This is a genomic window from Ferrimonas lipolytica, assembly GCF_012295575.1.
Classification (GTDB): Bacteria; Pseudomonadota; Gammaproteobacteria; order Enterobacterales; family Shewanellaceae; genus Ferrimonas; species Ferrimonas lipolytica.
The window spans coordinates 119,847-140,137 of the sequence record NZ_CP051180.1 but is presented as its reverse complement, the minus strand read 5'-3'; the positions used below and the strand labels follow the sequence as shown (position 1 = coordinate 140,137).

23 protein-coding genes are annotated in these 20,291 nt (G+C 50.6%); 6 read left to right on the top strand and 17 right to left on the bottom strand.

The window, feature by feature from the left end; all coding sequences use genetic code 11:
• The first annotated feature begins 2 nt into the window (after positions 1-2).
• Together HER31_RS00670 and HER31_RS00665 are read left to right on the top strand one after the other, a co-directional pair.
• Positions 3-494, top strand: a complete 492-nt coding sequence (locus tag HER31_RS00670) for a DUF2505 domain-containing protein (protein ID WP_168658807.1) — start codon at positions 3-5, stop codon at positions 492-494.
• Between the two features lie 2 nt (positions 495-496).
• Positions 497-1,087, top strand: coding sequence for a TetR/AcrR family transcriptional regulator (locus HER31_RS00665; RefSeq protein WP_168658806.1), 591 nt, complete (start codon positions 497-499; stop codon positions 1,085-1,087).
• A gap of 7 nt (positions 1,088-1,094) precedes the next feature.
• Here HER31_RS00665 and HER31_RS00660 read toward each other — a convergent pair whose 3' ends face one another.
• From HER31_RS00660 to ffh, 12 genes are all read right to left on the bottom strand, one after another.
• Positions 1,095-2,012, bottom strand: a complete 918-nt coding sequence (locus HER31_RS00660) for an alpha/beta hydrolase (protein WP_168658805.1) — start codon at positions 2,010-2,012, stop codon at positions 1,095-1,097.
• Between the two features lie 28 nt (positions 2,013-2,040).
• Positions 2,041-3,438, bottom strand: coding sequence for a wax ester/triacylglycerol synthase family O-acyltransferase (locus tag HER31_RS00655; RefSeq protein ID WP_168658804.1), 1,398 nt, complete (start codon positions 3,436-3,438; stop codon positions 2,041-2,043).
• A 29-nt stretch (positions 3,439-3,467) separates the two neighbouring features.
• Positions 3,468-3,815, bottom strand: coding sequence for a phasin family protein (locus tag HER31_RS00650; protein WP_168658803.1), 348 nt, complete (start codon positions 3,813-3,815; stop codon positions 3,468-3,470).
• 12 nt (positions 3,816-3,827) lie between these two features.
• Positions 3,828-4,301: a phasin family protein gene (locus tag HER31_RS00645; RefSeq protein ID WP_168658802.1), complete on the bottom strand. Its 474-nt coding sequence runs from the start codon at positions 4,299-4,301 to the stop codon at positions 3,828-3,830.
• A 129-nt stretch (positions 4,302-4,430) separates the two neighbouring features.
• Positions 4,431-4,706, bottom strand: coding sequence for a polyhydroxyalkanoic acid system family protein (locus HER31_RS00640; protein WP_168658801.1), 276 nt, complete (start codon positions 4,704-4,706; stop codon positions 4,431-4,433).
• A gap of 102 nt (positions 4,707-4,808) precedes the next feature.
• Positions 4,809-5,945: a bifunctional chorismate mutase/prephenate dehydrogenase gene (tyrA, locus tag HER31_RS00635; protein ID WP_168658800.1), complete on the bottom strand. Its 1,137-nt coding sequence runs from the start codon at positions 5,943-5,945 to the stop codon at positions 4,809-4,811.
• Positions 5,945-7,015, bottom strand: coding sequence for a 3-deoxy-7-phosphoheptulonate synthase (locus HER31_RS00630; protein WP_168658799.1), 1,071 nt, complete (start codon positions 7,013-7,015; stop codon positions 5,945-5,947). Before HER31_RS00630 ends, tyrA begins: the two co-directional genes overlap by 1 nt.
• A 237-nt stretch (positions 7,016-7,252) precedes the next feature.
• Positions 7,253-7,600, bottom strand: a complete 348-nt coding sequence (gene rplS, locus HER31_RS00625; RefSeq protein WP_168658798.1) for a 50S ribosomal protein L19 — start codon at positions 7,598-7,600, stop codon at positions 7,253-7,255.
• Positions 7,601-7,637: 37 nt separating this feature from the next.
• Entirely contained in the window at positions 7,638-8,378 is a 741-nt protein-coding gene (trmD, locus tag HER31_RS00620) for a tRNA (guanosine(37)-N1)-methyltransferase TrmD (protein ID WP_168658797.1), read from the bottom strand.
• Between the two features lie 13 nt (positions 8,379-8,391).
• Positions 8,392-8,922 (bottom strand): ribosome maturation factor RimM, encoded by a 531-nt coding sequence (gene rimM / locus HER31_RS00615; protein ID WP_168658796.1) that lies wholly within the window; start codon positions 8,920-8,922, stop codon positions 8,392-8,394.
• A 21-nt stretch (positions 8,923-8,943) separates the two neighbouring features.
• Positions 8,944-9,195: a 30S ribosomal protein S16 gene (gene rpsP / locus HER31_RS00610; protein ID WP_168658795.1), complete on the bottom strand. Its 252-nt coding sequence runs from the start codon at positions 9,193-9,195 to the stop codon at positions 8,944-8,946.
• Between the two features lie 164 nt (positions 9,196-9,359).
• Positions 9,360-10,727 carry a signal recognition particle protein gene (gene ffh, locus HER31_RS00605; RefSeq protein ID WP_168658794.1) on the bottom strand — a complete coding sequence of 456 codons (1,368 nt, stop codon included), beginning with the start codon at positions 10,725-10,727 and terminating at the stop codon, positions 9,360-9,362.
• Between the two features lie 256 nt (positions 10,728-10,983).
• Between ffh and HER31_RS00600 the strand changes: the two genes are divergently transcribed.
• A complete protein-coding gene (locus tag HER31_RS00600) occupies positions 10,984-11,772 on the top strand; it encodes a cytochrome C assembly family protein (protein WP_168658793.1) in 789 nt (262 codons plus the stop codon).
• Between the two features lie 83 nt (positions 11,773-11,855).
• The gene (locus tag HER31_RS00595; RefSeq protein WP_168658792.1) at positions 11,856-13,121 is read left to right on the top strand and encodes an HlyC/CorC family transporter; all 1,266 of its coding nucleotides are present in this window, start codon (positions 11,856-11,858) and stop codon (positions 13,119-13,121) included.
• Between the two features lie 69 nt (positions 13,122-13,190).
• Here HER31_RS00595 and HER31_RS00590 read toward each other — a convergent pair whose 3' ends face one another.
• Together HER31_RS00590 and HER31_RS00585 are read right to left on the bottom strand one after the other, a co-directional pair.
• Entirely contained in the window at positions 13,191-13,430 is a 240-nt protein-coding gene (locus tag HER31_RS00590; RefSeq protein WP_168658791.1) for a DUF3389 domain-containing protein, read from the bottom strand.
• Positions 13,427-13,858, bottom strand: a complete 432-nt coding sequence (locus HER31_RS00585) for a hotdog fold thioesterase (protein WP_168658790.1) — start codon at positions 13,856-13,858, stop codon at positions 13,427-13,429. The genes HER31_RS00590 and HER31_RS00585 overlap by 4 nt, the downstream gene beginning before the upstream one ends.
• Positions 13,859-13,965: 107 nt before the next feature.
• On the opposite strand from HER31_RS00585, the gene HER31_RS00580 reads away from it, so the two are divergent.
• A complete protein-coding gene (locus HER31_RS00580) occupies positions 13,966-14,439 on the top strand; it encodes a DUF2947 family protein (RefSeq protein ID WP_168658789.1) in 474 nt (157 codons plus the stop codon).
• A gap of 6 nt (positions 14,440-14,445) precedes the next feature.
• Here the strand turns inward: HER31_RS00580 and HER31_RS00575 are convergent, their stop codons facing one another.
• The 3 genes from HER31_RS00575 to HER31_RS00565 form a co-directional block, all read right to left on the bottom strand.
• Positions 14,446-15,675 carry a GGDEF domain-containing protein gene (locus HER31_RS00575; RefSeq protein WP_168658788.1) on the bottom strand — a complete coding sequence of 410 codons (1,230 nt, stop codon included), beginning with the start codon at positions 15,673-15,675 and terminating at the stop codon, positions 14,446-14,448.
• A 117-nt stretch (positions 15,676-15,792) separates the two neighbouring features.
• On the bottom strand, positions 15,793-17,790 hold the full coding sequence (gene tkt, locus HER31_RS00570) for a transketolase (RefSeq protein ID WP_168658787.1): 1,998 nt from the start codon (positions 17,788-17,790) through the stop codon (positions 15,793-15,795).
• Between the two features lie 186 nt (positions 17,791-17,976).
• The gene (locus HER31_RS00565; RefSeq protein ID WP_168658786.1) at positions 17,977-18,819 is read right to left on the bottom strand and encodes a DNA ligase; all 843 of its coding nucleotides are present in this window, start codon (positions 18,817-18,819) and stop codon (positions 17,977-17,979) included.
• Positions 18,820-19,129: 310 nt separating this feature from the next.
• Here HER31_RS00565 and metK point away from each other — a divergent pair, with 310 nt between their 5' ends.
• Positions 19,130-20,284 (top strand): methionine adenosyltransferase, encoded by a 1,155-nt coding sequence (gene metK / locus HER31_RS00560; RefSeq protein WP_168658785.1) that lies wholly within the window; start codon positions 19,130-19,132, stop codon positions 20,282-20,284.
• The last annotated feature ends 7 nt before the right edge of the window (positions 20,285-20,291 follow it).

The window sequence follows — 20,291 nt, the reverse complement described above, 5'->3', positions numbered from 1 at the left end:
CCATGGTAAAGATTGAAGCGGTCCACCCATACCCATGCCATGCATCAGAACTGCTCGCGTATTTTATGCAAGAAGCATTAATCGTCGAAAAGTATCAACAGATCGGCTCTCACGAGGTTCATGTGACTGTGTCAGATCGCGTCGATTGCACCGAAGTGTGTAGCCAACGTTTAGTCGCCAGTGAGATCCCGGCCAAGCTTAAGTCGTTCTTAGGCGATACCAATAAGCTTACCCAAACTGAGCAGTGGCAAACCGTTGCTGATGAACACTTTGAGTGTCAATTCATAACCAAGCTTGATGGGGTTCCGATCACCATCGATGGGCAAATGGAGCTCATTAACGTTGCTGATGGTTGCGAGAATAGGGTCACGCTAACACTCAAGTGCGCGCTGCCCTTTGTCGGCAAAAAGCTCGAACAGTTCGTGGGAAGTAGCAGCGAACAGATGATGGAAGATGAGTTTCAATATCTACTTTCATCCTTTGTAGAGGCGTAACCATGAAAACTCGGGACCGGATCTTAGAGGCCAGCATAAATCTGTTCAATCGTGCTGGTACCGTTCAAGTAAACTGTGTTGATATTGCAGCAGAGCTTGGGATCAGTCCCGGTAACCTGTATTACCATTTTCGCGGCAAGGAGGAGATCCTTACCGCGTTAATGGCGGAGTTTGAACTGGCCCTACTTAAAATCTATCAACGGTTTTCAGACCAAATCAACTCCGACGACGACTTCCGCCTCTATGTTCACTCTTTGCTGAAGATCGGACATCACTTCCGTTTTCTATTCCGCGACCAATCGGCGTTCCGCTTTGCCGATAACGCAGTACGACGCAGTTGGGCCCGCATGATGCGACAACTGCAGCAGATATCACGACAGATGCTCGACAAGCGCGAGCAGTTTGAACCATTGGGATTATTGGTGAACCTGCGCCATGAGTTAGCCGATAACCTATTGCTTAATGGGTTGGCGACCCTGTCGCTCGATCAGAACCTTAACGATGATGCAGAGACGGTAGCAGCACGTGGCGTCGCTGCTATTACTATGCTTTTGGCACCATACCACGTACCACCGCTATCAACTTCTCAGTAAGAGCACGTCAACGTGAATTCTGGCCGCTGTGTTGGGTCATAAACTGACAGATCCTATCTATCGCCTCTTTTGACTCGGGCAGCTGGTAAAACAACGGAAAGACATGAGCCATGCCTGGCCATATGGTTAGATCCGCCAGTCCATGCTGACGCCGGATTTGCGCTGCTAGTCGCACTGAATCATCTTGCAGTATCTCCAACGAGCCCACATGAAGCATCACCGGCGCTAAGTCATGCAGCTCGGCGTAGAGTGGCGAGACTTTTGGATCGCAGGGGTTGTGGCCATTGAGATAACTGTTGCGCAGTAACAACAGAGTGCCGAGATCGAAAAAGGGGTCATCATTGCGCAGCATAAAGGCAGAGTCGCCATTAACCGCCATATCGATAGCCGGCGAGATCAACACCCCTGCCGCTGGCTGGGGGAGGTTGTGCTCTCTAGCTGCTACTAAGGTAGTCATTACCAGATTACCGCCGGCGGAATCGCCGGCGAGAATGATGTTGTTGGCGTTATAGCCCTGTTGCAACAAAGCCTCATATACAGCAAAGGCATCTTCAGCTGCAGCGGGAAACGGGAACTCCGGTGCCATCCGGTAGTTCGCCATTAATCCACGGGCGTGAGTCATCTCCGCCAGCCGAGCTAACAAGGCATTGTGCAGCAACGGCGACGCAAAACAGAAACCACCGCCATGAAAGTAGAGAATGATTCGACTTCCTGCGGCCTTGCCAGTGGTGACCCAATCACAGGGAACACCAGCCAGATCATCGATAATGGTCTCGACACCAACCGGCGGTGCGATGTAGCTTCCCAGCTTCTCCAGCTCGCCAACGACGCTGCGTACACCATGAATATCTTCACAGCGAGCCAAGCGAGAGCGCACGATCCGGTACAATACTTTATTTAATCCAGCTGCACGCCAACTTGGCATAGTAACTCCTTACACAGCGCCTTGGTGATCAGCCTGTCGGCTGGTACAGCACCTCCGCCACCGCTCGCAATGTTTCCTGTTCTAGCTCAGTTACTGACTCTTGTAGGTATCCAGTCATCGCATCAAAGCCCGGCAAGGAACGGCGGCAACAGACAAAGCTAAAGTTCAAATCTTCACCATAACTGAGTAGAGTAACATTGAGAGTCTGTCCTGGCATCAATAAAGATACTGGATAGAATTCAGACACTTCAGCTCCCATGAAATACTGCTTAGTCTTCGGCCCTGGTACATTCGATATCAGCATATTGGTGGTTGGCGGCACCCAGTGATCCAGATCCAAACGACCAGCTAACACGCCAATACCATTGATCAAAGTCGCGTATTGGTAATAGGCGTCCGGTGAGATATCCAGTGCTTCCTGCTTAGCACCCACGGTGGCATCACGAATCGAATGTAATCGCACCAACGGTAGATCATCACTGCGCCCCAGCTCAATCATGCCAAGGGTGAACTTATTGCAACCATGAAACTCCTCGCCCTCTCGACGCAGATTGATTGGCATCTGTGCCACCATCGGCTTATCGCTGGCCCAATTATGCTGAGCAAGATAACGGTGCAGCGCCATGTCGGTAACGGTAAGGATGATATCGTTTACCGTGGTGCCGGTGAGCTTGGCCAAGCGATGTAAGCGATGCATCGGTACTTTAGTCAGCGCAATAGTGCGAGCCTTATCGCGACTAATGTTAAATGGCGTTCTTGGCGCAGTAAACGGGATGTTTAAGCGGGTCGTGGCCAGATTGGCCCAGTTCATCGCTAACCGTGTCCCCAGCTTAGCCAAGCCGATATTGGCCTTAAATTGTCGTTTCAGCATGGCCGTTATCACCTGCTGTCGACTACGCTCGAGCTTGTCCGACTCGGACTGTGGCAGCTGCCACAGCATTTTGCCGGTGTCTTCTGGGGTTTCACTGCAGCAGTAGTTAAACATGCTGACCGATTTGACCCCGTCAGCCATGGCATGATGCATCTTAATAACCAAAGCGACCTGGTTGTTCTCTAAGCCATCAATCACCCAGAGCTCCCATAGCGGACGGGAACGATCGAGGCGATAGCTGTGGATCCGACCTACCAGCTCAAGTAGCTGATGGCGATCACCTGGTGCCGGCAAGCGTGACTGTCGAACATGGTACTCCATGTCGATATTTGTGGTGGTTTGCCAACGTGGTAGGTGGGTCAAACCGAATGAAAGAACTTGATTAAAAGGAGCCTGATCCGGCACCTCCGCTTGGAAGCGTGATACCACATGCTGGGCAAACCCCTCCTCCTTTCCCGCAGGAGGGGTCAGCACTACTAGGCCGCATATGTGAGTTGGATTGGTGTCTCGTTCCAATACAACAAAACCCAAATCCATTAATGACAAAGTGGCCATTGGTTCTCCTTAACTGGCACAGCCTGAATTTAGGCGTCAGCCATTTTCTCAACCATTTTGGTTAGCTTATCTACCTTGCTGTTCAAGGTTTCAATCCGCTCTGGATCAACGCCGCTCATCTTGGTAAACAGATCTTGAACTCGTTTTTCCACATTGCGATTGGTGCTAGCGACTTGGGTTTCAATGGTGTCGCGTGTGCGGCTTTCCACTTCACGGCCTTGCTCAACCAAGCTGTCGAACAGCTCGGTGGTTTTACCTTCAAGCCCACGACCCTCTTCCAACGTTTTGCCGTAAACCCCTAAGCCTGCCAACCAAATGTTACGTGCCATCTGTTCGCTGTCTTCCAACCACTCTTGTCCTTGGGTACGAATGTCCATGTGACCTCCTAATTAGCTTTCTTTTTTAGCTACTGGTTTTGCCGCACGGCGAGGTGCTGGCGTTTTCACTGCGGGTTTAGTCGCTGCAATTTTTGGAGTTACAGGCGGCTTCGGAGCTGCGGCTTTCGGTGCAGCAACTGGCTTTGCTGTTGCCAGCTTGTCCATGGTGGCTGCCAGTTGATCGAGCTTGGCGTCGAGTTCATCCAGTTGAGTAGGATCCAAACCAGTAATCTTTTGTACTCGAGAGTTAACCCGCTCAGCCACGGCTTGGGTAGTTTGCTCTGAGGCATCACGCCAACGATCCTTGGTGCCGTCTTCCATTGCTCGACCGTGGTCGATCAAATCATCTAACCAAGTGCGGCTACGATCGGTGATATTAGTGATTTCCTTTGAGCCCATAGCGTAGGCCCCAAGACCTGCTAACCAGATCTTTCGAGCTAGAGCGTCTTCTTTACGAACTGTCTTTTTTGCTTGGCGAGTAGACATAATTGCCTCCTTTCGACTAATAACAATGAACTTCTCTTTTCAATTATCAGTCTATGGGGAGACATTAGAATGGGCTTTCTAAAGGCAGGGGGGAATTTGATATAGATCAATAAACAAACGGTTAGTGACTTAATCCAATAATTGATCTAGACGCTGCTCAATGGCGCGATGAATGGAGCCAGCTAAAGGCCGAAACAACATACTTAACTCCATTGAGATGATCACCTTATCTGACAACGCTCGCAGCTCACCGCGGGCACCAGAGCGACGAAATTGAATGTCGTCGCCATCAAATTTGAAGCGCAGTTGATACTCTTGTTCGAGATTTTCAGCAACATCACGCACCATGGTTTGCAGTTGCTGCGGTTCCAGCTGGTGTAACCGTTCGATATAAATTGAAGCCATTAAGTCATCCTTACACAATACTGCTCAACCCTAGCAGCCAACTTAAAAAAACGCCAACTTGTAGCAACAAGCCTGTTGCCACAAGTTGGCACCGTTAGCCGCCTAGTTGCTGCGGCTGTCGTTGGCCATCATCAACATGTTGGCGCTTTCATGTTGGAACTGTTGGGCAAAATCACCAAACCAATCAGCAACATCGGCAAATGTTTTGTTAAAGCCCTGTTTATCACCACTTTCAAGCAGTTCGAGCGCTTGCTGATAGCGATCTAAATAATGGCGAGCGCGCACTAATGAATCTGGCTGACTAAAGATAATATCCGCATACAGACTGGCGTCTTGGGCAAACAAACGGCCAACCATCGCCAGTTCCAACCGATAGATTGGTGACGAGAATTGCAACAATTGTTCAATGTCGGCGTGCTCGCGCTTAAGATGCATGCCATAGACAAAGGCGGTGAAGTGACGCATTGCCTGTACCAGTTGCATCGCTTGATCGTGCTCTGTGGCCGCGGCTTCGTGTAAACGAGCACCCCAGATAGTAATCTGATCCAGCAACCACTGGTATTTCTCTTGGCCACGCCCATGACACACCACAACTACCTGCTTAGCCAAACTGGATACGTCTGGGCCAAACATAGGGTGGAGGCCAAGCACTGGACCGCTATGGGCTTTAAGCATCGCCGCCAAAGGTGCTTGTTTAATTGAAGTAAGATCCACCAACAAGCACTCTTTCGGCAGTGGCGGCAGCTGCGCGATCACCTGCTCAGTCACATCGATAGGTACGCTAACCACCACTATTCCTGCATCGGCCAACAATGCTGGTGCATTGTCCCAGTCGTGCTGTTCAATAATATGAACATCGTAGCCGGACAGCTGGAATAGGTGCACAAACAAGCCACCGAGCTTACCGCCGCCGCCAATCACGACCACCGAGCCCAACTCTGGGTTGATGCGCTTAAAGCCAACGTCTTTTTCCGAGACATAGGACTCACGCATCATGCGCCGAAGCAGATCTTCAATCAGTTGTGGCGAGATCCCCATCGACTCGGCTTCTGCACGGCGCTTTGCCAACATATTCGCTTCCCGTTTAGGAGCGTAGATTGGCAAGCCTTCAGCGTGTTTGATGGTGCCAACCTCTGCCACCAAATCAAGGCGACGACGCAACACCTCCAGCAGTTCTTTATCTGCTTGATCGATTTTGTCGCGCAATTGATTCAACGCGGCACTGCTAGGCTCAGCCATTAGGCCTCCTTAAAACGCTCAGGTAGGGTTGGCGCTAACGCCTCAGCGCCGACACGCAGTAGTGACTCAGTAGTATCCCAGTCGATACAGGCATCAGTAATGGAGACACCATATTGCAACTCTCCCGCACCGGAGCCTTGGTTGCCTTCAAACAAATGGCTTTCCAGCATCAAGCCGATGATCGAGGTGTTGCCATCTAGGATCTGGTGAAAAACATTTTGCGCCACCAGTGGCTGTCGGGCGTGATCTTTGCTGGAGTTACCGTGGCTACAATCAACCACCAAACGCGCATTAAGCCCTGCTTTATGCAGCGCCTGTTCACTCAAGGCCACGTTTACCGAGTCGTAGTTTGGTTGCTTACCGCCCCGCAGAATGACGTGGCCATCAGGGTTACCACCGGTGGTTAGCAACGCAACCTGACCATCGCCATTAATGCCCATAAAGCGGTGACTGTGGGAAGCGGATTGCAACGCGTTGATGGCTACGTCGAGCTTACCTTCAGTGCCGTTCTTAAAGCCAACCGGCATGGATAGGCCTGATGCCATCTCTCGGTGGGTTTGTGATTCGGTGGTGCGAGCACCAATGGCAGACCAACAAAACAGTTCACCAAGGTACTGTGGGCTAATTGGATCAAGCGCTTCGGTTGCTACTGGTAGGCCAAGTTCAGCCAGCCACAGCAGCAGTTCGCGAGCTTGACGAAGCCCCTTCTCGATATCGAAAGAACCGTTCATATCCGGATCGTTAATCAAGCCCTTCCAGCCAACGGTAGTCCGCGGCTTCTCAAAGTAGACTCGCATAACAATGTAGAAGGTGTCTTTGAGTTCATCGTGCAGCTTTTTCAGCTTCAATGCGTACTCTTTAGCGGCATCGATATCGTGAATAGAGCATGGCCCTGAGATGATCAATAACCGATGATCTCGCTTTTGTACAATATCGCTGACTTGCGCGCGGGCGCTTTGAATATAGTTGCGGGCAGAATCGGACAGTGGCAGCTGATGTTTCAGCTGATTTGGATTGGTCAGGACTCGCTCTGAGTCGATGTGAATGTTGTTAATACTGTCCTGTTGCATAACTGCCTCGAGATCTAAGGTCACGCCGTACTATCACGGTCTACCTTCCAGAGTGCCAAGTCAGTCAACTTATGTAAACAGGCAGTTGAGTACAGTTTCACCGTTAAATCAGCGAAATAAGCAATTTAGCTAGATTAGGCGACCTTTTATTAACCACAAACAAAAACAGGCCCGCCAAATGGCGGACCTGTTTAAGACTGAAACGTCAAATCACATAGCCGTAACGGCTTAGCGATCCTAGCCCAGACGCTCACGGATACGTGCAGACTTACCACTGCGCTCACGCAAGTAGTACAGTTTCGCACGACGTACGCGACCGCGACGTTTAACAGCGATGCTTTCTACCAGTGGAGAGTGAGTCTGGAACGCACGCTCTACACCTTCACCATTGGAAATTTTGCGAACAGTGAACGCAGAGTGCAGACCGCGGTTACGCTTAGCGATAACTACGCCTTCGAATGCCTGCAGACGAGTCTTCTCGCCTTCAGTTACTCGTACTTGAACAACAACGGTATCACCAGGGCCAAAGGCTGGTACGTCGCTCTTCATCTGCTCTTGTTCAATCTGCTTGATGATATTGCTCATAATATTCTCATCCTAGATATACTGAAAACTCTAACGTTTAACCGTTTTTCTCGGTTACAAACTCGGCAAGCAATTTAGCTTGCTCGTCAGTCAGAGCTAGGTTATTCAAGAGTTCTGGTCGTCGCTCCCAAGTGCGTCCTAAGGACTGCTTGAGTCGCCACTTCCGAACTAATTCATGATTGCCGCTTAGCAATACAGGCGGTACCTGCTGCCCTTCCAGAATTTCTGGTCGGGTATAGTGGGGACAGTCTAGCAAGCCGTCCGAAAACGAATCTTGCTCTGCCGAGGCCGCTTTACCTAATACACCGGGTACCAAACGGGACACCGCATCAATTAGGTTCATCGCCGGCAGTTCACCGCCACTTAAGACGTAGTCACCAATGGACCACTCCTCATCCACTTCAGCTTGGATAATGCGTTCATCGACACCTTCGTACCGACCACACACCAACACCATGCGCTCATTAGTGGCCAACTCTTCTACCCCTTGTTGCGTCATTCGACGCCCCTGCGGAGATAAGTAGATCACCTTAGTGCCTTCCCCACCAGCCGTTTTGGCGGCGTGGATAGCATCACGCAATGGCTGCACCATCATCAACATGCCTGGGCCGCCGCCATAAGGGCGATCGTCCACAGTACTGTGTTTATCATGGGTGAAATCACGAGGATTCCACGTTTGCACCGAAAGTATGCCGTTTTTTACGGCTCGACCGGTTACCCCAAAGTCCGTGATAGCACGAAACATTTCGGGAAAAAGGGTTACAACCCCTAACCACATAAAAAGCTCCTAATTAGAAACTTGGGTCCCAATCGACTTTAATTTGTTTTCCAGCCAAATCGACCTCAAGGACGAATTGACCAGTGACAAACGGAATTAAACGTTCACGCTTGCCAAAGGCATCGTTACTCTTAGCTTTTACTTCCAGCACATCATTAGAACCAGTCTCTAGCAAGCCAGATACTTCGCCCATGTTGTAACCTTTGGTGTTCACTACTTCACAGCCAACTAAATCGCGCCAGTAGAACTCGTCTTCTGGCAGGTCTTGTAACTGATCAGCCGCAATGGAGATCTCTGCATTGGTTAGGCGTTCTGCTTCGTTGCGGTCATCGACCCCATCTAAACGACATACCACACCACTGCCGTGTCGGCGCCATTCCAGCACCTTAATCTCACGCACCGCGCCTTGAACATTTAACGTCCAAGGAGAGTAAGCAAAAATACCTTCTTGCTCGTTGGTAAAGGCGGTTACCTTAACCCAACCGCGGATCCCGTAGGCGGAGCCAAGCTTGCCGACTACGATCATTTCCTGATTGTTGGTCATAAGTTGCCCTACCAAACCTGATTAAGCAGCCGCTTTACGCGCGTCTTTGATCAGGGTAGCAACACGGTCAGATACTGACGCGCCTAAACCAATCCAGTGCTCAACACGGTCTAGGTCCAGACGTAGCTTCTCAGATTGACCTTGAGCTACAGGGTTAAAGAAACCCACTTTTTCAATGAAACGGCCGTCACGAGCGTTACGAGAGTCCGCTACTACAACAGAGTAGAATGGACGCTTTTTAGCGCCGCCACGAGCCAAACGAATGGTTACCATACGGTGTACATCCTCTAATGGTGAATAAAAATTGGGGCCATAATGGCCCCAAGGTAGAAAGCCCGCCGATTTTACCTGAACTTAGGCTCAATGCAAGGTCACGGGCGATTTAATGGCCATTAAACTGATGCTTCTTTGCCAACAGCTTGAGCCAGAGGAAGTTTTTATCGAGGCATCTTCATGCCTGGGGGCATCATTCCACCCATGCCGCGCATCATTTTCTTCAATCCGCCGCCTTTCATCTTCTTCATCATCTTCTGCATCTGGGTGAATTGCTTCAGCAATTTGTTCACCTCTTGGATGGTGGTGCCAGAACCAGCAGCGATACGTTTCTTACGGCTGCCTTTAATCAACTCAGGGCGAGCACGCTCTTTGGGGGTCATCGAGTTAATGATCGCTTCCATCTGCTTGGTCATCTTATCACCCTGCACCTGTGCCAGTGCTTCCGGTGGCAAGTTACCCATGCCAGGCATCTTCTCCAGCATGCCCATCATGCCGCCCATGTTTTTCATCTGTTGCAGCTGATCACGGAAATCGGTTAAGTCAAAGCCTTGACCTTTTTGGATCTTCTTAGCCAGCTTCTGCGCTTGGTCTTTATCAACCTTGGCTTCTACTTCCTCAATCAGAGAAAGCACATCCCCCATGCCTAAGATACGCGAGGCGATACGATCCGGGTGAAACGGTTCCAATGCGTCGGTCTTCTCACCGACACCTAAGAACTTAATAGGCTTGCCGGTAATATGGCGGATAGATAATGCAGCACCACCTCGAGCATCACCGTCGACTTTGGTCAGGATAACGCCGGTTAATGGCAAGGCATCGTTAAACGCCTTGGCCGTATTGGCCGCATCCTGACCGGTCATGGAGTCAACCGTAAACAGGGTTTCAACAGGGTTGATGGCACCATGTAGGTCGATGATCTCATCCATCATTTCGCCATCAACGTGGAGACGACCAGCGGTATCGACAATAACGACATCAAAGAATTGCTTCTTGGCCGCCGCAATGGCGCCATTGGCAATCGCGATTGGTTTTTGCGAAATATCGGAAGGGTGGAACTCAACGCCTACTTCATTGGCCAAGGTTTCCAACTGCTTAATGGCTGCGGGACGATATACGTCAGCAGAGACCACCATTACTTTCTTTTTGTGTTTTTCTTTTAAATGTTTAGCAAGTTTAGCTACCGATGTGGTTTTACCGGCACCTTGCAAGCCAGCCATCATAACCACCGCTGGAGGCTGACAGGACAGATCCAACGCTTCGTTGGCTTCGCCCATGGCCGCTTCAAGTTCAGATTGAACGATCTTGATGAACACTTGACCAGGGGACAGGCTCTTGTTCACTTCAGCGCCAACAGCACGTTCGCGTACGTTCTTAATGAACTCACGTACTACTGGTAAGGCGACATCCGCTTCCAACAGCGCCATGCGCACTTCGCGCAGGGTTTCCTTAATATTGTCTTCGGTCAAACGACCGCGACCGCTGATGTTCTTTAGCGTCTGGTTTAAACGCTCGGATAGGTTGTTAAACATCGCCTAGCTTTACCACTTAAATTCGAAATAGTGGGTCATTATAGCGGGGCGCAGTCGGTAAACCAATTAAGCAGTGGTCGTTTTCTCATTCTGGTGATGTTGAAGGGGCAGATCGAGGCGGTCACAATCCGACTTGGATCACACCGGAACGTCGTCCGTCGCTGCCCGAGAACAAACGAGCATGTTATGCTTGCTGTATAGATGTCTTGCGCTCGGGCTCAAGCAACCGCGTGCCATTGTTCAATAAAGGGAAATCATGGAGTTTTTATCCATTGCGGCGATCCTTGGATACGTCATTGTGTTTGCGTTATTAGCTAGCCGGATGCTCCATCCCGATGGACCGGATCGTACCAAGGCGACCATAGCTGGTGCCGTAGCGGTTGCATTACATGGCATCGTCTTAGCTGATGCGATTTTTTTGCAACAGGGGCAAAACTTCAGCCTCACTAATACCTCATCGCTTATGGTCTGGGTAATCGCCCTTGCCATTACCACGGTGCTACCACGCATTAAGGTGATTGTGGTGGCTCCAGCGGTATACTGCTTAGCGGTTCTGTCAGTGGTGGCGTTGTGGTGGTTACCACCTGAGCACATAACCAACTTTGAGGCGAAACCAGCGGTATGGTCCCATGTGATTATCTCACTGATGGCGTACGCCACATTGATGCTTGCTGCCTTGTATGCGCTGCAACTCAATGGCATCAACAAACGTTTAAAAGACCGCCAACTGATGCTAAATAGCCCGATGCCGCCACTGCTGACAGTCGAAAAGCAGCTGTATCACTTCATCTGGGTTGGCTTCATGTTGCTGACCGTAGGCCTTCTTACCGGTTGGATCTTCTTGGATAACTTCCTCGGTGATGGCCAAGGCCACAAAGCAACGATTTCGATGATCGCTTGGGCCATGTACGCGGGTATGTTGCTGCAGCATCATACCCGCGGCGTTCGTGTGCGCACCGCTGTCGCCTACTCGTTATCTGGTGCAGCTTTGCTTACTTTGGCCTATTTCGGCAGCCGCATCGTCAAAGAGTTGATCTTAACTTAAGTCGTAAAGCCCCTGCTTTTGCTTGACAGCGGGGGCCATAGGCCGTTTCATTACCGTTCTATCAGTGTTAAGAGAGCCCTTAATTGGACGACATATCCACCAGCAGTTTGCTGCTGATCCTTACCGTACTTATTATTACTTCTGCGTTTTTCTCCGGTACCGAAACGGCGATGATGTCGCTGAACCGATACCGTTTGCGCCATTTAGCGCAAAATGGCCATCGTGGCGCCAAGCGAGCGGACCAACTACTACAACGACCAGACCGCCTAATTGGCCTCATCCTTATTGGCAATAACCTCGTCAATATTCTCGCCTCAGCCATCGCCACCGTTATTGGTACCCGCCTATATGGTGATTGGGGTATTGCTATTGCTACGGGCGCACTCACCATGGCGGTGTTGATCTTCGCTGAGGTGACTCCGAAGACCCTAGCTGCACTACACCCTGAAAAGTTGGCTTACCCCAACTCGATTGTGTTGAAGCCACTGATGACCCTGTTCTACCCATTCGTGTGGTTAGTGAACATGTTCAGTAACGCCATCTTGCGCCTGTTTGGGGTTAAAACCCAACATAGCGATGGTGACAGTCTATCAGCGGAAGAGCTACGCAGCGTGGTACACGAAGCTGGAGCGATGATCCCTCGGCGTCACCGTGAGATGCTTGTGTCCATTTTGGATCTGGAAAAGGTCACCGTTGAGGACATTATGATCCCTCGGGCGGAGCTATTCGCTATCGACGTTAATGGCGACTACAAAACCATTATGCGCAAGCTGACTCGCAGCCCGCATAGCCGTGTATTGTTGTACCGCGATAACATCGATGACGTGGTTGGCATGATGCACCTGTCCGATGTATTACGCTTAATCACTCGTGAACAGGGCGAACTGGATAAGTCTACCCTTCTCCGTGCCGTCGAGGAGCTGTACTTTATTCCTGAAGGCACGCCGCTGAACGTACAGTTGCTAAAGTTCCAAAGCGCGAAAGAGCGAATGGGCGTGGTAGTCGATGAATACGGCGACATTCAAGGTCTGGTTACCCTTGAAGATATTTTGGAAGAGATCGTTGGTGACTTCACCACCGGCTTACAAACGCCGCCAAGTGAAGATATCACTAAGGAAGATGGCGGTAGCCTGCTGGTTGATGCTTCTATTACTTTGCGAGACTTCAACCGCGAGACGGAGTGGCAGTTACCAACCGACGGACCAAAAACGCTTAACGGTTTGATCTTAGAGCAGTTGGAAGATATTCCAGCGCCAGGTACCACCTTAGAGGTGGCTGGGCATCAGCTTGAAGTAGTTGAAGTTGCTGAAAATATGGTCAAGATGGTGCGATTGAAGAAAGACAGTTAATACCGATTTCATCTAAATCGAGTAACGAAAAACGGCAGCCACAATGGTTGCCGTTTTTGTTGATATTGATCAGCGAGCGCCTTTAATCTCCAGCCCTAACTCTTGCGCTAACAGCTGCAATTGCCCCTCATCGTCTAACTGCAGCGACCAGCTCACCCCACCACCAAAACCGGTAATGACATTGGCGATCCCAACCAGCTGAATATTATCTGCTGCCGCTTGAAAGGTGATGCGTGCTGGCCCTTCGAGGCGCACCATCAACTCATTGGGGTTTGCTATCAGCACCCCCTGAGAAAAGGTCAGTTTCACTGATCTCCTTTGTGGCGGAGCACCGCCATGGTTAATCGGCTGGTACATACCAACCGTTGTCGTTCATCGGTTATCTCTATCTGCCATACCTGCGTGGTAGCCCCTAGATGAGCTGGTGTTGCCGTAGCAAACACAGTACCGGAGCGGGTAGCACGAATATGGTTAGCATTAATGTCTAAACCAACACAGTAGTAATCTTTACTAACGCACATGTTCGCCGCAATAGAACCAACGCTTTCCGCTAAGGCGACACTGGCACCACCATGGAGGAGTCCCATCGGCTGGTGAGTACGACTGTCTACCGGCATGCTCATGGTAATGGAGTTATCATCATAGCTGATAAGTTCCATACCAAGATGGCTTACCATCGAGTTCGCACTGGTATCATTCCATTGGGATAGGTCAATTGCACGCTTCCAGATTGCCATAATCACTCCTTTAGATAGTCGGCAACTAGCATACTGGCACTATTCAACACTGAGAAGCGCTTTTCATTCTGTTAAAATAGCGCCTTACCTTCTAAGAGTCGTTTCAGATGAACTACATCGAATTGCAAGATTACCCCCTGCACTGGGTCTACAAACGAGCAGATATGGGGATCACCGAAGCGGATCTCGCTACCATCAAACCAATGACCAGCAGCTTCGCTAATCAAGTATGGCAACGTGATATTAGTGCTGAAGCCATCGATCTCGACCGATTAGAAGACAGTGACTGGCTCAGCGACAACAGCCACTGGCCAAAAACCGAAAACTGGGAACGGGCGTTTGATAGCGAAGAGCAAGCGTTACCTGAAACACTGGCTGGCCACCTCAATTGGGACCCGCAGACTGTGGTCTTTGTTTGTTACGACGCCGAACATATTATTGAAACCCGCTACGGCACACTGCAACGTAACTGGAAGGCATTTTTGTTTGCTGCAGAGCAAGCGTTAGTTCTGGGTCGTCGTCGCAAAGAAGCACTGTGGTTTATTGACGAGAGCAAGGTCAAACTCGGCCAACGTGACTAGCCAATACTAACTGCTACTCGCCAACTTCAGGCAGTTGCGCCCTGCCTTTTTGGCACGATATAACGCATTGTCAGCGGCTTTGAACACCGAGTCGCTGTCATTGCGCTTAGCGGTGCGATTGGCCACGCCCAAACTAATGGTTACCTGCACCGTTTTACCGCCGCCGGCTCCCCGTTGTGTTTTCCCCTGCTTACCATCATTTGGGCGTTGTTTAGCGCTGCGCACAACAAACCGATAATCGGCAATATCGGTGCGAATCTGCTCCAGTGCGGCTTGGCACTGTTTAGGATCCTTGCCGGCAAAAACCACGCTGAACTCTTCACCACCATAACGATAAGCCTTCCCACCGGCGCCGACGTTATTGATCTGTTGTGCCACCATCTGCAGCACTTCATCACCGACATCATGGCCATGGGTATCATTAAATTTTTTAAAATGATCGATATCAACCATAGCGATGGTGTAACGCTTGCCCAATCGCGCTAACGCCATGTTCAATGCGCGGCGTCCGGGGATATTGGTTAACTCATCAATAAACGCCAATTGGTGCCCTAGCCCCAACACCAGAATAAAGTGCGCGACCGCGAGCGTCGTCGCTAACAGCGCCACAATCGCTGCCTGTTCAATCCACACCGTCGACAGCAACAGAACCGCCTGCGCCAATACAATGGCAATCAAATCATGACTTTTATTAAGCAGATAATTCACCCAACTCAACATCACGATTATCAATTGGATGGCCAAGATAATCAGCGGCGCTGGCGACCAATCAACCAACGCTAAGCTGCGATGCTGCATCCATGGGTTAATAACACCGAGCTGCTCAGGTTGATGCCATAACCACAATGCAACAGTCATGGCGATAACAATCAGCAACCAATGACCAATGGCCCGACGATGAAAAACCAGAGGCACCGCCAGTGCGGTAATTAATTGCAGCAACACCGGCGCACTCAAGGCCCACAGCCAATAGAGCGATTGCGTTGGTGGCTCGGTTACCAAGTGCTGCTGTAGCTGTATCGCAATACCGTAGTTAAGCAGTGACAGTAAGATAACAAAGCCCATCCGCCCCTGCTGGTAGATCTGGCTGAGCAACAGCGCAACGGCCATGGTTCCCAGCGGTAGCCACGGTAACAGAGCCAGCATGGCTGGAGGTAGCGCCACATACATTGGCACCACAACGGCACAGGCTAACAGCCCAAGCAACAGCAGCAAAAAACGATCTAGAGCTAACAAGAATCACAACCATACATCAGTAACACCTCCTCCCAATATACCGTGCATTCTGAAATTTAATGCAAAAAAAAACGCCTTAAGCCAGAGGCTTAAGGCGTTTACTAAAACCGGACTATCTTAGTCAACCAGTTCTAGTGCGGTCTCTACTACGTTATCAACGGTAAAGCCGAACAGCTTGAACAACTCACCGGCAGGGGCTGACTCACCGAAGGTGGTCATGCCGATAACGCGGCCATCAAGACCAACATACTTGTACCAGAAGTCAGCAATCAGTGCTTCTACCGCTACACGGGACGTCACATCTGACGGCAGTACCGACTCACGGTAAGCGGCGTCTTGCGCATCAAACACTTCGGTTGCAGGCATAGATACAACGCGGACCGCTTTGCCTTGAGCTTCTAGCTTTTCAGCAGCAGCCATAACCAGTTCGACTTCAGAGCCGGTAGCAATCAGGATTAGCTCTGGCTTACCTGCGCTATCTTTAAGGACGTAACCGCCTTTAGCTACATCGGCTAACGCTTGCTCGTTACGTGCCATTGGCGCTAGGCCTTGACGCGAGAAGATCAGCGAGGTTGGGCTATCAGTGCTTTCTACTGCATGGCGCCACGCTACTGCAGATTCCACCGCGTCACACGGACGCCATGTGGTTGAGTTAGGCGTCATACGTAGTGAAGCGACCTGCTCTACTGGTTGGTGAGTAGGGCCATCTTCACCCAAACCGATAGAGTCGTGAGTGTAAACAAAGATGGTTGGCTGTTTCATCAGTGCGGCCATACGCACAGCGTTACGGGCGTATTCCATAAACATCAGGAAAGTCGCGCCGTATGGCTTAAAGCCACCGTGCAAGGTGACGCCGTTCATGATGGCGCTCATACCGAACTCACGTACACCGTAATGCATGTAGTTACCGGAAGCGTCTTCAGCCGTTACTGACTTAGAGCCAGACCAGTTGGTCAGGTTCGAAGGAGTCAAATCCGCAGAGCCACCTAACAGTTCAGGCAATACTGGACCGAAGGCGTTCAAGCAATCTTGCGATGCTTTACGGGTTGCAACCTTATTAGCATTTTCTTGCAGATCTGCGATATAAGCTTGAACGTGAGCATCCCAATCCGCTGGCATTTCACCGGCCAAACGACGCTTCAGTTCAGCGGCTAATTCAGGGAATTCAGCAGCGTAAGCAGCAAACTTCTGGTCCCAAGCACTTTCGACAGCGGCACCTTGAGCTTTGCCACCCCATGCTTCGTAAACGTTAGCTGGGATCTCAAACGGCGCATGTGGCCAACCCAAGAATTCGCGAGTTGCTGCGATCTCTTCGTCGCCCAGAGGAGCGCCGTGACAATCGTGAGAACCAGACTTGTTCGGTGAACCGAAACCGATAATGGTCTTGGTACAGATAAGTGTTGGTTTGCCGGTTTCGGCTTTCGCAGCTTCGATAGCAGCTTTAATCGCCGCAGAGTCGTGGCCATCTACCGCAGGGATAACGTGCCAGCCGTAAGATTCAAAACGCTTAGGGGTATCGTCGGAGAACCAACCATCAACTTCGCCATCGATGGAGATGCCATTGTCATCCCAGAACGCCACCAGTTTTCCTAGACCAAGGGTACCAGCCAAAGAACAGGCTTCGTGAGAGATCCCTTCCATCAGACAGCCATCACCCATAAATACGTAGGTGTGGTGATCAACAACGTCATGACCCGGCTTGTTGAACTGCGCGCCCAACACTTTCTCAGCCAATGCCATACCAACGCCGTTGGTGATGCCCTGACCTAAAGGACCGGTGGTGGTCTCGATACCAGGAGCATAGCCGTACTCTGGGTGACCTGGGGTCTTGGAGTGCAGTTGGCGGAACTGTTTCAGATCTTCGATAGACAGATCGTAACCGCTGAGGTGTAACAGCGAGTAGATCAGCATCGAGCCGTGGCCATTGGATAGGATGAAGCGGTCACGATCCGCCCATTCTGGGTTAGCCGGGTTATGCTTGAGGAAATCGCGCCACAGCACTTCAGCAATATCTGCCATACCCATTGGGGCACCTGGGTGACCGGATTTGGCTTTTTGCACAGCATCCATGGACAACGCGCGAATCGCGTTTGCTAGCTCTTTACGGGACGACATTGTTGCTCCTGAAAACAGAGAATAAATTTGTAGGCGGCGGTATTCTCTAATTTTGGCTACTAAGACGCAATTGCAACGTGTTATTTCGTGCAAATCGCTGGCAAAAACAGTGAATAGCCGAAGCTAAGAGTGGCAAACAATGTCACTCTTATGGAGGAATTTTAGGCGCGGTTGCAATGGAATGGGCTACAAACCAACGAAAGTTCTGTCAAAGCGAGCGAAACGAGGCAGGCCGTTATCGGTCAAACCGTTGTAACGATATGTCACCACCTGGCCAATTTCAGGCGGATTGAGACGCTGGGCCTTGCTAAAGCCACTACCTAATTTAAAGCGAGTGCCATCACTGCGCTCAACCAACAACGAGCCCATCATTCCCTCAAATTGGCCTTTACCGGGAATATGCTCAACAACTACGGCTTCGGCATCTTGGTAGGCTTTCATCTTCAACATTAGGTGTGAGCGTCCCACCAAATAGGGCGAATCGTAACGTTTCAGGATCAACCCTTCCGCGCCTTGGTGCTGATACTCCAGCAGCAACTGTTCCAGCTCGATATGGCTATCAACACGATACTGTTTGATTGAACGGATCTGGGGTTGATGCATGGTGGCCACTAGGGTTTCAATCTCGCGCTGGCGGACAAAAAACGGATTAAGGCTCATTGGTTTGTCAAATACCATAAAGCTCACTTGGCGCCATTGGTCATCACTGCTATCACTAGTACGGACCAGACTCATCAGTTCCTGAAACTTACCTCGCCCCAACCACAGTTCACCGTCCAGCGGGTATGAAGGCAACTTAGCGATAAACCACGCAGGAGTCTTAATATCGTTGCCGCCACGGCTCACCAGTTTACTGCCGGTCCAATAGGCGCGCATACCGTCAAATTTTTCACTAATCAGAAAGTTACTGACGTCGATGCCTTGAAAGTAGCTTTTGGCCAGCATGAGATCCGGCCCTTTGGCGTATACCGCGCACGGAAGTAGAGCGGCCACACCGCTCAACAGTAATCCGGAGTAGATTGATGCCATCGGAGCCTCCTTGCCCGTATGCCTCAATGAATGCCAACACCATGTGCAGGCTATAACATGGTCAATTATCAGCTAGTTATAGAACAAATCAAGCCAAATGACCGAATCCGGCCCTCAGCCTCTAGCAACATGACCACGCTCTGCCCCACCAAAGCAGCGAAACAGCAACTAAACTTGCCTCGATTGTGCTAATTAATCGTCACAATTTGATCTTCAACGCTGACTTTCCTAATTAAAGTCCATAGAATAGCCGTCCAGACGTAGATGCTTCTACACCCTAATTTGTTTCCCCGACGAGAGAGTTCCTTATATGGCACGTCATCTATTCACATCCGAATCCGTATCCGAAGGCCATCCGGATAAAATTGCTGATCAGATCTCTGATGCAGTACTGGACGCCATTTTGGCGCAAGATCCTAAGGCACGCGTTGCCTGCGAAACTTACGTAAAAACCGGCATGGTGATGGTAGGTGGTGAGATCACCACTTCCGCTTGGGTAGATATCGAAGAGATCACTCGTCAAACCGTACGTGATATTGGTTACACCCACTCTGACATGGGCTTTGACGCTAACTCTTGTGCAGTGCTGTCTGCCATTGGTAAACAGTCTCCAGACATCAACCAGGGTGTTGATAAGACCGATCCTCGCGAGCAAGGCGCTGGTGACCAAGGTTTGATGTTCGGTTACGCCTCTAACGAAACCGACGTCCTGATGCCAGCACCTATTACTTACTCTCACCGTTTGGTTAAGCGCCAAGCTGAAGTACGTAAAAACGGCACCCTGAACTGGTTACGCCCAGACGCTAAGTCTCAGGTTACTTTCGCTTACAACAGCGATGGCAGCGTTGCTGGTATTGACGCGGTAGTACTGTCTACTCAGCACGCTGAGTCTGTATCCCTAGACGATTTGCGTGAAGGCGTGATGGAAGAGATCATCAAGCCGGTACTGCCACAAGAGTGGATCACCAAGGACACTAAGTTCCACATTAACCCTACCGGCCGTTTCGTTATCGGCGGCCCAATGGGTGACTGTGGTCTAACTGGTCGTAAGATCATCGTTGATACCTACGGCGGCATGGCTCGTCACGGTGGTGGTGCATTCTCAGGTAAAGATCCATCGAAGGTTGACCGTTCTGCGGCATACGCAACCCGTTACGTAGCGAAAAACATCGTTGCAGCTGGGCTGGCTGATCGTTGTGAAATCCAGGTTTCCTACGCCATTGGTGTGGCTGAACCGACCTCCATCAGCATTGAAACCTTCGGCACCGGTAAATTGCCTGAAGATAAACTAATCGCCTTAGTACGTAAGCACTTCGATCTGCGCCCATACGGCCTGATCCAGATGCTGCACCTAGAGCGTCCTATCTACCAGCCGACCGCATCTTACGGTCACTTTGGTCGCGTTGAGTTCCCTTGGGAGCAAACCGACAAAGCAGAGGTGCTGCGCGAAGAAGCTGGTCTGTAAGACCGCT